Annotated in this window: 10 protein-coding genes and 1 tRNA gene; 5 read left to right on the top strand and 6 right to left on the bottom strand. The window is 38.3% G+C overall.

The genetic code is table 11. The annotated features are described in order from the left end of the window. Positions 1-308: 308 nt before the first annotated feature. The 3 genes from IEV57_RS04065 to kdsB all read left to right on the top strand — a co-directional run bounded on the left by IEV57_RS04065 (position 309) and on the right by kdsB (position 4,468). A complete protein-coding gene (locus tag IEV57_RS04065) occupies positions 309-1,121 on the top strand; it encodes a polysaccharide biosynthesis/export family protein (RefSeq protein WP_188439934.1) in 813 nt (270 codons plus the stop codon). Further along, complete coding sequence (locus tag IEV57_RS04060; RefSeq protein ID WP_188439932.1) at positions 1,121-3,574, top strand: GumC family protein; 2,454 nt, start codon at positions 1,121-1,123, stop codon at positions 3,572-3,574. Before IEV57_RS04065 ends, IEV57_RS04060 begins: the two co-directional genes overlap by 1 nt. Before the next feature lie 171 nt (positions 3,575-3,745). Continuing rightward, positions 3,746-4,468 carry a 3-deoxy-manno-octulosonate cytidylyltransferase gene (gene kdsB / locus IEV57_RS04055; protein ID WP_188439930.1) on the top strand — a complete coding sequence of 241 codons (723 nt, stop codon included), beginning with the start codon at positions 3,746-3,748 and terminating at the stop codon, positions 4,466-4,468. 100 nt (positions 4,469-4,568) lie between these two features. Here kdsB and IEV57_RS04050 read toward each other — a convergent pair whose 3' ends face one another. The 3 genes from IEV57_RS04050 to IEV57_RS04040 form a co-directional block, all read right to left on the bottom strand. Beyond that, on the bottom strand, positions 4,569-4,772 hold the full coding sequence (locus tag IEV57_RS04050; RefSeq protein WP_188439928.1) for a hypothetical protein: 204 nt from the start codon (positions 4,770-4,772) through the stop codon (positions 4,569-4,571). 1,086 nt (positions 4,773-5,858) lie between these two features. Next, entirely contained in the window at positions 5,859-7,757 is a 1,899-nt protein-coding gene (locus tag IEV57_RS04045; protein ID WP_188439926.1) for a tetratricopeptide repeat-containing sensor histidine kinase, read from the bottom strand. Between the two features lie 1,009 nt (positions 7,758-8,766). Continuing rightward, positions 8,767-8,840: transfer RNA gene (locus IEV57_RS04040), tRNA-Ile, on the bottom strand. A gap of 102 nt (positions 8,841-8,942) precedes the next feature. Between IEV57_RS04040 and IEV57_RS04035 the strand changes: the two genes are divergently transcribed. Together IEV57_RS04035 and IEV57_RS04030 are read left to right on the top strand one after the other, a co-directional pair. Then, the gene (locus tag IEV57_RS04035; protein ID WP_188439924.1) at positions 8,943-9,575 is read left to right on the top strand and encodes an HAD family hydrolase; all 633 of its coding nucleotides are present in this window, start codon (positions 8,943-8,945) and stop codon (positions 9,573-9,575) included. Further along, positions 9,565-10,680 (top strand): site-2 protease family protein, encoded by a 1,116-nt coding sequence (locus IEV57_RS04030; RefSeq protein ID WP_188439922.1) that lies wholly within the window; start codon positions 9,565-9,567, stop codon positions 10,678-10,680. The genes IEV57_RS04035 and IEV57_RS04030 overlap by 11 nt, the downstream gene beginning before the upstream one ends. A 217-nt stretch (positions 10,681-10,897) precedes the next feature. On the opposite strand, the gene IEV57_RS04025 is transcribed toward IEV57_RS04030, so the two are convergent. The 3 genes from IEV57_RS04025 to IEV57_RS04015 are packed head-to-tail and all read right to left on the bottom strand — an operon-like array spanning position 10,898 to position 13,816. After that, positions 10,898-11,200 carry a rhodanese-like domain-containing protein gene (locus IEV57_RS04025; protein WP_188439920.1) on the bottom strand — a complete coding sequence of 101 codons (303 nt, stop codon included), beginning with the start codon at positions 11,198-11,200 and terminating at the stop codon, positions 10,898-10,900. A 4-nt stretch (positions 11,201-11,204) separates the two neighbouring features. Further along, positions 11,205-13,043: a T9SS type A sorting domain-containing protein gene (locus tag IEV57_RS04020; RefSeq protein WP_188439918.1), complete on the bottom strand. Its 1,839-nt coding sequence runs from the start codon at positions 13,041-13,043 to the stop codon at positions 11,205-11,207. Beyond that, on the bottom strand, positions 13,043-13,816 hold the full coding sequence (locus IEV57_RS04015) for a PASTA domain-containing protein (protein ID WP_188439916.1): 774 nt from the start codon (positions 13,814-13,816) through the stop codon (positions 13,043-13,045). Before IEV57_RS04015 ends, IEV57_RS04020 begins: the two co-directional genes overlap by 1 nt. Positions 13,817-13,845: the final 29 nt, after the last annotated feature.

Below are 13,845 nucleotides of genomic sequence, written 5' to 3'. Positions count from 1 at the left end.
TTTCTCCTCCTTCATCCTTTTGCCTTCATCCTTTAAATTCCTTTCTCTCTCTCTTGGGATGGCTCTTCGTGTCAATCCTTAGCGCTTCAGCGCCATAATTTATAAATCCATCTAAATCCAATTTCCGATCATCAAATCCAATCCATCTTTTATATCCCTAAAATATAAATTCGTTCAATTCGTAAAATCTTTACCTGCAGTAGGCAGGCGTGGTCATCCTTTTCCCTTTCCCCTTCATCCTTTCACCCCCCCCCTTTTTTATAAATAATCTTTCACTATATTTGAAAAGCATATGACTAATCCATTTCATGAGGAAATTACCACTCTTTTTACTGCTAATCGTACTCACAGCATCTTGCATATCCAATAAACGATTAACCTACCTACAAAACCTTCCTGGGGATGAACCCATAGGTTTGGATGAACTCATCCCTTTTGCTGAAGTGGAATATAGATATGTATTGCAACCTTTTGACATCGTAGATATTGACTTCGCCGCCTCAGACGAAGAACTCACCAAAGCCTTTGAATTTCAAGGATCCCGAGGAATGCGTGGCGGTATGGGAATGGGTGGTGGAGGAGGAGATATCTTCTACTTTACAGGATACTCCATCGACCAACAAGGATTTGTAGAAATACCCAAACTAGGAAAAATAGAAATCGCAGGACTCACAGAAGAGGAAGCAAAAGAAAAAGTTCAAGAGGCCATGGACGCTTTCTTCAAAGAATCAATCTTCGTCAAACTCAGACTCGGTGGTATAAGATTTACCACCTTGGGAGAATTCGGAAGCTCCGGAACAAAAGTGATCATGAAAAATAGAGCCACCATCTTCGATGCGCTCGCCATGTCCGGAGAAAGCAATATTCTCGCAAAGAAAAATAAACTCTTTATCATCAGACATTACGACGGTGGGACAAAAATTCACCAAATCAACCTCAACGACAGAAAACTTCTGGCCTCTCCATACTTTTTTATCCAGCCAAATGATATCCTGTACCTAGAACCAATGCGCATCAGACAAATAGGTTCTGCTGATAATTTATCTTCTTCTTTAGGACTGATTTTGTCGATTTCTTCATCAGTTTTAGTTTTATTTGCACTACTGAGTGGAGGATTATAATGATTGACGGCAAAATAGATATTTCCAAATTCGAAGAAGATGTCAAACCCATTGACATCAAATACTACCTCATCAAATACTCGAGGTATTGGCCCCTTTATGCTACCTGCATATTCCTTGGCTTAGTCATTACTTTTCTCTTTCATAGATATTCTGTAGAAGAATATGAAGTCAAAGGAAGTATCCTCATCAAAAGAAACGCTTCCCCAGAAGTGAGAATCCTCGATAGATCTAATATCTTCTCAGGTGGAAATAACCTCGAAAATGACATCCTCCTCTTTACCTCCAAAAACCTTGCTGCTGAAGCACTCAAAAAACTTCATTTTGACGTAACCTACTACGCTTCTACCAATATCAAGGAAATAGAACTCTATGACAAATCACCGATCAGAGTAGAGGTTGATTGGGATTATCCTCAAATGGAATCAGGCATGATCCTGCTGACCATGATCAATGACGAGCAATTCAAGCTGAGTAAAGAGGAGAAAGGCTTTTTTGACTTCATAGCCGCCAAAGCAAATGGCCCAATTGACGAGGACATCCTCAACAAAGTGTATGGCTTCGGAGAAGTGATCTTTAGCGAAAGATCCAAATTTATCGTCCGACAACTCAAACCAATGAAGCAAGGAGATAAACTCTCCTTTACCATCAACAATCCCGTAAATACAATTGACGAGTATTCAAGATCGGTCACAGTACGACCATTAAATAGCTACGGTACTGTCCTTCAAGTATCCACCGTTTCCACCGTCGTAGAAAAAGGAAGAGACTATGTCAATGCCTTGATGGATTCTTACTTGGACTATGACCTCAATGAAAAGAATAGAATCTCTGAAAACACACTCAAGTTCATCGATGAACAAATGTATATCGTCGAAGACTCGCTGAGAAATGTCGAAAGAAGAATGCTCAATTTCAAAGTGGACAATAAGCTCCTCGACGTAAACTCAGAGTTTGGAGGCGTATTGAGCAACATTCAAAATCTGGAACAAACGCTTCAAAATATGGAGTTTGAACTAGGCTATTACAAAACCCTGCAAGCTTACCTTGAAGTCAAAGGAAATGATTACAGCGAAATAATTGCACCTTCCCTTATGGGCGTGTCAGATGGCTCATTGAGTGGACTGATTGCTGTACTCACCGAACTCTCCCTCGACAGAAGAAAACTCCTGACCGTAGTGGAAGAAGTCCACCCGAAAATCAAAGAGATCGACAGCCAAATCAATAAAATCAGAGAAAATATCTTTGAAAATATCAACAACCTCGTTGCAAATACGGAAAGTAGAAGAAGACAAATAACCCAAAAACTCGTAGAATACAACCAAGAGTTCTCTAAGCTCCCACAAGCAGAATCAAACTATACCAACATATTTAGGGAGTATAAACTGAGAGAAAATCTATACAATTACCTCTTGGAAAAGAGGGCAGAGGCAGGCATTGCAAAGGCATCTAACATTTCGGACAACTCCATTGTCGATTATGCAAGAAGAGGAAGTCTGATTTTCCCTAAAAAATCCCAAAACTATGGTCTTGCTGTTGGACTAGGTTTCTTTATCCCGCTGTCCTTCTTACTCGGATTCCATTACCTCAACAACAGGATCATGGATCAAATCCAACTCAAAAACTCCATCCGAATCCCATTACTCGGGACCATCGGATACAGTACAAAAGAAACGAATATGATCGTGGCAGAACACCCCAAATCTATGGTGTCTGAATCATTTAGATCCCTTAGATCTGCACTCTTTTACCTTGCCAGTGAAAAGAAATCAAAACGAATATTAATAACATCCTCCGTTTCAGGGGAAGGCAAAACATTCGTCAGCCTCAATCTTGCTGCTGCGCTTGCGCTAAGTGGGAAAAAGACGGTTTTGATTGGGCTAGACTTAAGAAAACCAAAGATATCAGAGTACGTAGGGGTTGCAAACAAAGTAGGACTATCTTCATTCCTAGTTGACAAAGCCACTCAAGAGGAAATTATCATTCAAACCAAATACGAAAATCTTTACATAGTACCCTCAGGACCCGTACCTCCGAATCCTGCGGAACTTCTTCTGAAAGATAAAATGTCCACTTTCTTGGACCACCTGAGTGAATCATTTGAGATCGTTATCATGGATACACCGCCTTTGGGATTAGTATCAGAAACCATGGATCTGTTAAGATTCTCCGATGTCAACCTGTACATCATCAGGCAAGATTATACACACAAAAAATACCTTCTGATGATCAATGACCTCTATGCCAATGATCAAATTAGAAACTTCTACGCAGTCTTTAACGGCATGCGCGCAGGAGGAGATATCTATGATTTTGGAGGATACAATTATGGTTACGGCTATAACTATTCCTACATGAGAAAAAACAAATATACCGGCAACTACTACGAAGACGAAGAACCCAAAAAACCAAAAGACAGACTCAACAACTTCCTCGCCAGATTCCGAGTCTAACCCCAACCCCCATCAACCCAATTTTCAAATCTTCCAACCTTTCAACCTTCCAACAACACCATAATCTTCCAATCCTAAACCCCATTTCAATCGCACACATAACCTAACCTTCCAATCTTCCAACCTTTCAACCTTCCAATTTCTCTAACCCCAATCTTCTAATCCCTCCCCATGCCAACCGCCATCATCCCAGCCCGCTACGCTTCAACCAGGTTTCCAGCCAAACTCACCAAAGACCTCTGTGGTTTGTCAGTGATTCAAAGAACCTACTTGAGTACCGTGGAGACAGGAGTTTTTGATGAAGTAATAGTGGCTACCGATCACCAAGAAATTGTAGATCAAATTCAAGCAGTAGGAGGGAAGATCTTTTTTAGCCAACAAATTCATGAAAGTGGTTCTGACAGGATCGCAGAAGCGGTAAAAGAGCTCGATACAGATATCGTAGTAAATGTGCAAGGCGACGAACCATTTCAGGATAAAAAGTCCTTAGAAGACTTAATAAAAGCTTTTGATGATCCAAAAGTCCAAGTAGCCTCCATGATGTTTCAAATAGACGCCCATGAAGCCACAAATCCAAATGCAGTCAAACTAGTAGTTGATCAAGACGCCAATGCTTTATATTTCAGCCGATCTCCTATACCTTTTGAACGGGAAGAAGGGCGACTAACTCATTATTGGAAACATGTGGGGATTTATGCCTACAGAAAAGAAATGCTATTGCAGTTCACCGCTTGGCCAAAATCTTACCTCGAGCAAGTAGAAATGCTCGAGCAACTCAGACTATTGGAAAAAGGCGTTAAAATTAAAATGATCCCCACCACCCATCAAGCCATAGCAATCGACACCCCCGAAGATCTCGAAAAAGCCATTACCTATTTTAAGACCCAATTATAATTTTTAAGCTAGGCGTAGTTTGCAACTACGCCTTCATATCCACCCCCAAGTCAACAAGGCGTAGTTTGTAACTACACTTTCATATCCACATCCAAGTCAACTAGGCGTAGTTTGCAACTACGCTTTCATATCCATTCCCAATTAAACTCAATGCAAGAATTGACAAAAGTCCACCCACAACAAATCCCAAAGGGATCAAATACAGACACTTATTTGTCTCAAGTATAACCAGTGGATCACAAAGGCTACCCAAAAAATATCCCAACCTAGGCGTAGTTCCAACTACGCCTTCATATCCTTTCACAAATCAACCCAATTCAAGAATTGACAAAAGGCCACCCACAACAAATCCCAAAGGGGTCAAATACAGACACTTGTTTGTCTCAAGTATAACCAGTGGATCACAAAGACTACCCACAACAAATCCCGAAGGGATCCAATACCAACGGTTATTAACCCTAGGTGAAACCTGGGGAAAAAGGCCATCCCACATAAAACTCCCAACGCCGAAGGCGTTGAATTCATCGTTCCAAAAGCTCTAAAAAACCAAGCAAAACATAGTCCACCCAAAAAATCCCAAAGGGATCAAATACAGACACTTGTTTGTCTCAAGTATAACCAGTGGATTACAAAGGCCACCCAAAAAATTCCGAAGGGATCCAATACCAACGGTTATTAACCCCAGGCGAAACCTGGGGAAAAAGGCCATCCCACATAAAACTCCCAACGCCGAAGTTGTTGAATTCATCGTTCCAAAAGCTCTAAAAAACCAAGCAAAACATAGTCCGCCCATAAAATCCCAAATGGATCAAATAGAGACACTTATTTGTCTCAAGTATAACCAGTGGATCACAAAGGCCACCCAAAAAATATCCCGAAGGGATCCAATACCAACGGTTATTAACCCTAGGTGAAACCTGGGGAAAAAGGCCATCCCACATAAAACTCCCAACGCCGAAGGTGTTGAATTCATCGTTCCAAAAGCTCTAAAAAACCAAGCAACACATAGTCCACCCAAAAAATATCCCAAAGGGATCAAATAGAGACACTTGTTTGTCTCAAGTATAACCAGTGGATCACAAAGGCCACCCAAAAAATCCCGAAGGGATCCAATACCAACGGTTATTAACCCCAGGCGAAACCTGGGGAAAAAGGCCATCCCACATAAAACTCCCAACACCGAAGGTGTTGAATTCATCGTCCTAAAAGCTTTTTCCTTGTATCGGAAGGCTGTTAAAAAAGCAAAAAGATTGACTTTGAACAGTGAGAATCAATTTATTTCATCCTGAATACTTACACACACCTATTTCAAGTCTATATGCTGCTTGATTACTTCCAAACTCCATTTCCCTAGTCTAGAGGTTCACGGAATCAAACCACATAATAGATTTTAAGCTTCAAAACGAAGCACGACTTTGGTGCCCACACCTACTTCACTACTTATTTTTATAGCTCCCTTATTTTTCTCAATATACCCCTTGCAGAGTGCTAAGCCCAGACCCGTCCCTTTTTCATTTTGAGTCCCAAAATTCGAAATCAGAATATTTTGATTCAATTTTTCTAAAGTCTCAGAGTCAATACCAGTTCCAGTATCTTCGATTTGTATAAAGATTTTATTGTCCTCAATGTTTGCAATGCAAGAGATAGAACCATTATTATTAGTGAATTTAATAGCATTTGAAATAAGATTTCTCAAAGAAATTTCAATCATTTGCTTATCAGCATGTAGCTTGATTTCATTGGGGATTTGAAGCTTGATTTGAAGCTTCTTTTGATCAATTGCATATTGTAAAGAAGCAATGATTTCTTCAAATAAATATTTCAAATTGAAGTCTATGGGATGGATAGATTGTCCCTCTCTTTGACTTAATGCCCAATGCAATAGATTTTCTAAAGTGATTCCCGCTCTTTTGATCTCCGAACTTAGACGAGGGATGATTTGTGCAAGTTCTTCCTGATCGAGTTGTTTTTCTGAAATCAAATCGGTCACAGTAATCAAAGAGTTAACCGGGCCTCTCAAATCATGACCAATAATGCTGAAAATTTGATTTTGATGATTATTTAGACTTTTAAGATTAGCTGCAAGCTCCTCAATTTCTTGATTTTTTACAGAAAGAATCTGATTTCGCTCTTTTGATTTTTTGAGATTTTTGGAAACTAAAATAAATAGAACCACTGCCGTAAAGACTAAAAAAATAAGCTGCGTAATGATCAATGCTTTTTGTTGATTACTCTCCTCTTTATTTTTCAATTCTAAATCAAATAAAGCTTTTTCTTTTTCAATTGCTTTCTGAGCCTCTAACCTAGCAATTTGAAGCGTTTGCTCTTTTTCTCTGAGCGAATCTTTATACATATGGTGATTCCTCAAATTCTCTAAAGCTCTTTTTATATCCCCAGTGGCTTCTTGTAAACCAGCAACAGCAAAATAGGCCTCCGAAATATTATAATTTGAACCTGAGATAAGCGAATTTTTTAAAGACCTTTCCGCATACTTTAAGGCATCACTAGGTTTTTCAATTGCCGTATAGTATCTGATTTGACTGGTATAGGCATAAGATAAAGTTTCAAAATCAGTGGTTTTCTCTGCTGTTATTAGTCCCTTATCGAAGTATTTCTTTACTGAATCAAATTGCGCATGGGCACCAAATTGATTACCTAAATTGAGATAGCCATTGGCTATGTAAATATTTTCTCCTGATTTTTCTAAGTCTCTTATCGCTTCAAAATAAGTGGGTAAGGCTTCTTCAAAGGACTTTAACTTTGTTAGGGCAGTCGCTTTATTGAGTTTATAATTTGCAAGGTTGGTGAGACTCTCATTTTCATCAGAAACATCTATCGCTTTCTGATGATATTCCAAAGCCTTTTCAAAATCCTTTTCTCTAAAATAAACCGAGCCAATATTATTGCTCGTGCTAGCATATTTGTTCAGCAATTTCTCCCTTTTATAGATGTCATTTGCCTTCAAATAGAACTCGACGGCTTGTCCATGATTTGCCTTTTGATAATGATAGACCCCATAGTTGGTGTAGCTATGAGCGATTCCTTTTTGGTAGTTTAATTGCTCACTTGCCTCAAGTGCGATGCCGGCATAAATAAACAATGAATCCGGATAACTTCCTTTCAAAGAAAACGCATGATTATTCATGGCATCAATTTCTTCGATAGATTTTGGCTTTTTGATTTCCTGATGTACTACTTCATCTTGTTGTTCAATAAGAGTTTCATTTGAAGTAAAATTAAGTAGGGAAAATGAATAAAAGCAGAAGAAAAAGAAAGTAGATAACGTCATGAAGCGGGCAATTACAATTTTCGTCCAAGCTACAATATTTTTTAAACCAAATTAAAATTTAATAATAAAAAATTAGTGTGCATTTTTTCTAGATCTCAGTTCAATGATTTATGCCCGCTTTCATATCCATTTCCAAATCAACTAGGCATCGTTTGCAACTACGCTTTCATATCCACCCCCAAGTCAACTAGGCATAGCTTGAATCTAGGCTTTCATATCCACACGCAAGTCAACTAGGCATAGCTTGAAACTACGCTTTCATATCCATTTTCAAGTCAACTAGGCGTAGTTTGCAACTACGCTTTCATATCCACCCCCAAATCAACTAGGCGTAGCTTGCAACTAGGGTTTCATATCCACCCCCAAGTTAACTAGGCGTAGTTTGCAACTACGCTTTGATATCCATTCCCAAGTAAACTTAATGCAAGAATTGACAAAAGTTCACCCAAAAAATATCCCAAAAGGATCTAATACCAAAGCTTATTTCCCTCAGGTAAAACCTGTTAACTTAAAGCCATAGTCAATTAAAGCATCCCCATCGGGGATATATATCTATTAGCCCTCCCAAAGGGTGGCAGGCATGTACAACTTGTCCCGCAGAATTGCGGGAAGGCGCTAATAAAACATTTATAGTCACAACAACCGAAATGCGCCGCCGTGCATGGTCAAGGCATTCATACATCCAACCAAGAGTCCGGGATGTGAGTATCATTAGAAATAAATATTTCCTCTCCGGACGATAGGGACCCAAGCATAAATTAATTTATATGTGTATCCGCTTTTCCCCAATAGCCAAACAATTGTCGTGTTTTAAACCAATTGATGCACTGATAACTAATTGGCTAATAACCAATAAACCTTATTAAGATGATTTTCTAATCTATCATGAACATCTAGTGTGGTGATTCCTGAATAAAAGCGCTGGAGTTTTTCGCTATAAAGAATATAAAAATAAGATTTCATAAGAATAAAAATAATAAAAAAAGCCGAGGAATAAACCTCGGCTTTGTGGGCCCACCTGGGCTCGAACCAGGGACCTCCTGATTATGAGTCAGAAGCTCTAACCAACTGAGCTATAGGCCCGAAATATTTTGAACTTTAATTACAAGAACTTTCTAGATAAGCACCTTGCAAATGGGACTGCAATGTTACATATTTGAACTTAAATTTACAACTTACAGCTTCATGAAAAGTATTAAAAATATTGATTTTTTGTTGTTCGATTTGGGCAATGTAATCATTAACATAGATTATGAGTTTACAATCAATCAGTTAAATAAATTACTCCCTCAAGAAAAAAAACATCTTACTACTGCATTTTTTCCAAGTAAATTTCATAAGCAATATGAAAGAGGTCTTATTTCTACACCAGAATTTAGATCTGAGATCAGAAACCACTTTATGGAAGATTGGTCAGATGATCAAATTGACAATATTTGGAACAGCTTATTGAAAGATATTCCCGAGGAAAGAATCGATCTGATCAAGAAATTAAGAACTCGGTTTGGACTAGCTGTCCTAAGCAATACCAACGAATTACACATTCAAAGACTCGATGAAATTCTATTAACACAATTTGAAGTACCTTCCTTACACCCACTTTTTGATCAGGTATATTTTAGCCATGAACTTCAGATGGCTAAGCCTGATGTCGAAATCTATGAAGAGGTTGCGAAAAGGCTGAATACAGCTCCACAAAAAATATTGTTCTTTGATGACCTAGCAGAGAACTTAATGGGCGCACAAAAAGTTGGATATCAAACACAATTGATCGATCATCCAAAAGCACTTATCAATTTTTTTGAAAATGTACTCTAAAAAGGAATATCTTATACATACCACACTCTTCATTTTAACCCTAATCGCCACAACTTTAGCAGGAGCAGAGTGGCTTTTTGGAAAAAGTATCTTAGGAGAAGGAGAAGGTTTGCTTACGCAAGAATATTTTCTGAAGTCACTGCATTTTTCCATTCCGTTTATTGGAATATTATTTGTCCATGAAATGGGACACTTGCTGACTGCTATACATTATAAAGTAAAATCATCACTCCCTTATTTTATCCCAGCTTGGTTGGGTTTTCTAGGATCACCTTCCTTAGGAACTTTCGGTGCAGTGATTCAAATGAAAAGTTTTATCAATAGCAGGAAAAAATTCTTTGACATAGGCGTAGCCGGTCCCTTGGCTGGATTTATTGTGGCTATTTTTGTATTAGTATATGGATTCACGAATCTGCCCGATGCTGATTACATTTACGAGATTCATCCTGAGTATTTAGACCCAAATTTTGAAGGGCACAGTGAAGCAGATGGCTACCTGACATTAGAGATGGGTTACAATTTATTGTTCTTCATCTTTGAAAAGACTTTGGCAGACCCCGAGAAAATGCCAAATATGTCAGAAATCATTCATTTTCCTTATCTATTTGCAGGGTATTTGGCTTTGTTTTTTACCGCTCTCAATCTTCTCCCGATAGGACAATTGGACGGTGGACATATCGTCTTTGGCTTGTTTCCCAAGCATCATAAATGGATTTCTTTGGCAGCTTACACGGTATTTGTTTTTTATGCAGGATTGGGTGTCCTCAACCCATTTGAATCTATCGATACGCTGATGTGGACGATTCCACTATACATCGGTTTTCTTTATATCTGTTTTAGAAGGGCTGATTTATCAGAGCAAAATAAATGGATGATCGTTCTTTTAATCGCTTCCGTGCAATATTTACTTGTTTTCATGATCCCAACTATTCAAGGTTATTCAGGTTGGTTATTATATGCATTACTATTAGGGAGAGTTATGGGACTTGCCCACCCAGAAGTTAACGGAACAAAAGAACTCAGTAGAAATAGAAAAATCATTGGTTGGATCGCGATTTTAATATTTATTCTCTGCTTCACCCCGCAGCCTTTCATCTTTGAATAAAAAAGGACAAGTTTGAATAGTCAATGATAATACTTTAGCTACTTTGCAATGTAAAACTCAACTTATCATCGCAATAAATACAAATAACCAATCACTCAATCAACCTTCCCAATTAACCTAATAACCAATAACCCAATCAACCAGTCCCCAATCACTCAATCAACCTTCCCCTATAAACCCAATCCCTCAATTCACCAATAACTCAATCCCCAATTAACTAATCCTCCAGCTCCCTGTACGCAACGATCCCTCCAAGCACATTCCTTACCTTGGAATACCCTTTGGTCTCTAAAAACTTCTTTGCATTGCCACTTCGCGCACCTGATCTACAATGAATGATCAACTCTTGATTTTTATATTGATCAATTTCGCCCAACTGATGGGGGAGGGCTCCCAAAGGAATATTTAAAGCACCAAGATTATCTTCTTCATATTCCCACTCCTCACGAACATCTATAAATGCAAATTCTTCCTGCTTGTCAAGTCTTTCTTTTAATTCTTCTACTGTTATATCTTCCATTTTCTTATTTAACTAAAATTCTGTATGATTTAGGTTTGCCCTGCTCCAAGACATTGATTAAATATAAACCACGCATGGAGTTCGCAAAATTAAGTATTTTACCATTACCCACGTCTTCAACAGGGATTTTTATTGATCTACCAAATGGATCAATGATTCCGGTCAACTCAAAAACCCCATTTACTCTCAATACATCAACTGTTGGATTGGGGTAGATGAATAACTCCCCTTTAATAGCTGCATCTGTCTCTTCTATTGGAGGAGTTTCGCTTAAATGTGGTCTCATCATCAAGGAACCTGCAACAAATTCATTTTGCTGCCATGAACCTGCTACATTGTAGTAGATCTCAGTTCCATTATCTCTCGTTTTATCTAGTCCAACATATACAAAATCATTGGTGAACTGCGTAAAACCAATATAGAAAACATCACCAAGCAAGATGTTTTCATCAATTTCAAAGTAGGCAAACTCTTCCACATTTTCCTTGCTTGGAATTAAGGCCTCTTTGACATAAATAGGATTAGAATCCAAATCATTCCACACCATCACATCAATCCCCCTTCCAAATTGATTGAAATTGGTAAAGTTGATGCTGATTCCTTTTAGATAAGCTAATTGTGTTTTTTCATACTTCACAGCAAGCATGCCTGACCTTTGATTGATTCCCGCTGAATAATCAATATGACCATCATCATAAGCAAAAAAGTCTCTTAGAGGTACTGTTGTTCTTGCTGTATCATTTTTCCTAAAATCTACTTCAGGAAAAAAAAGACTATCTCCTGCGACAATTTGAAAAAGTGGCCCGTCCCCAGAACTGAGATAGGTTACCAATTCCCAATCAGTTACTTCTTCTGGAAGGGGAAGTGAAGCTATGGGATTACTATTAAAACTCCTTCGCTCTAAAGCCAAAGGCACAGGATTGAATGGGGTATTGTTATTTACTTTTAAAAGAACTTCTTGACTTTCCTTTTCTCTAAACTCAATGGTGTATTCCATAGCTCTAAATCTATTCTCAAGATTATTGAACTCATTGCTAGTAGGAGACAAATAAAACTCAGGTTCTGCTCGCAATTCAAAAAGAGGAACAGCAGAATATTTCGTGTAGGCAGGGGCATTCACTTGAGTCAATGCTCTATCAAAAAAAGCTTGATTAGTGGAAGACCTATTCTTATTCAAATAAACATAATCGATCAACCAACTGTCAAAAGGTCCTGAAGCTCTTCCTCTAACCTGAAATCTAAATTGAAAAGCCTCGTGTTGAAAGCTTTCTTCCACCTGTATGGTTTCTTGTGTAAAGAAGAATTGCTCTGCTTCTAATGCTCCAAATTGATTCCAAACTTCTACCCAATCTCCACTCTCATTCAAAAACTGCAATACAATTTGATCATTCACATCTGGGATTTCTGCCTTTCCACCAGCCTGCCAATAGAAGCTAAGATAGACAGTTTGCTTTTCTGATTCACTTAATCCAGATAGATCAATCGCCCTAGAGAAAAGTTGATCTGTAATCCCCTGTGCAGTAGGGATATTTTCATAAGGTCTACCGTCAGCAGCTATGCCATCAAAAACAGCCACACCAAGGCTAGGAGCAAGGTTACCGATAGTAAAGGAGTGGCTTACACCTTCTGAAATCCATAAACTTGTATCTATACCTGCAGAACTAAAATCATCCCAAAATGGGATTGAAAGAGGCGTGCTGTCTGCTATTCTAAATTGAATGTTTTTTGATGAACTTAATTTCTTTGGAGTAGGAAGCTGTTGAAATTGACCAAAAGCTTGATCAATACTTGAATAAACAAGTATGAAAGCAAAAAATAATCCTATGAAATATTTATTAGTCATTAAAAATTCATTTCTCTTTTAATTTCTGATATCCAAAGATCAATAGGTTCTCCAGTCTTTACCTCGGCGCCAGCAGGAGGTAAATGCTGAACGATCGTGCCTTGAGGAACCGTATCGGTAGTGACGTAGTTGATTCTTCCCATGCGAAGACCAGAGCCTATAATGAGAAACTCAGCATCTATTTCATCCATCCCTACAAGATTTGGAACATCTAAAATTTGATTCCCTAATCCATCACCTACAACCAAATCTATTTGTGAACCTTTCGGGATTTCAAACCCCTCAGGGATATTTCGTCCTCTATACTTTTGCTCCAAAACTACATTGATACCAATATCTGGAACGTATTTGATTTCTCCTCTTACCAATCCAATATTAGCTAGGATCTCCTGTACATTTTTCAAAGGACTATTTACCAAATTAGGCATTTTGAGCAAAGGCGCATTTTTTGAATTCAATGTCAAATAGATTTTCCTACCTGACTTTACCTTATTCCCTGGCTTTGGTGTTTGTTTGAGTACAGTCAAAGGCTTCAATTCCGCATTAAACCCACTGTCAATATTGATTTCATATTTCAAATCTCTCGTGCTGAGAAAATTTTCAATTTCTTCGTATTGAAACCCCGTGACATCAGGAACAGATACTGTTTCACCATGATTGGTGTACGAAGGCAAAAAGATTTTTAAGAAAACAAAAGAGAGAAGGACGATTACTCCTAAAATAATGCCGATATGAATCCCGACCTTTTTGAGTGAATCTGTTATTTTGCTCATGAAGTGCTTGATTTTTTTAACTAACGTAT

The organism is Belliella aquatica, from assembly GCF_014637795.1.
GTDB classification, from domain to species: Bacteria; Bacteroidota; Bacteroidia; order Cytophagales; family Cyclobacteriaceae; genus Belliella; species Belliella aquatica.
Note: the sequence above shows the minus strand (reverse complement) of the source record. Positions and strands in the feature narration are given on the sequence as shown.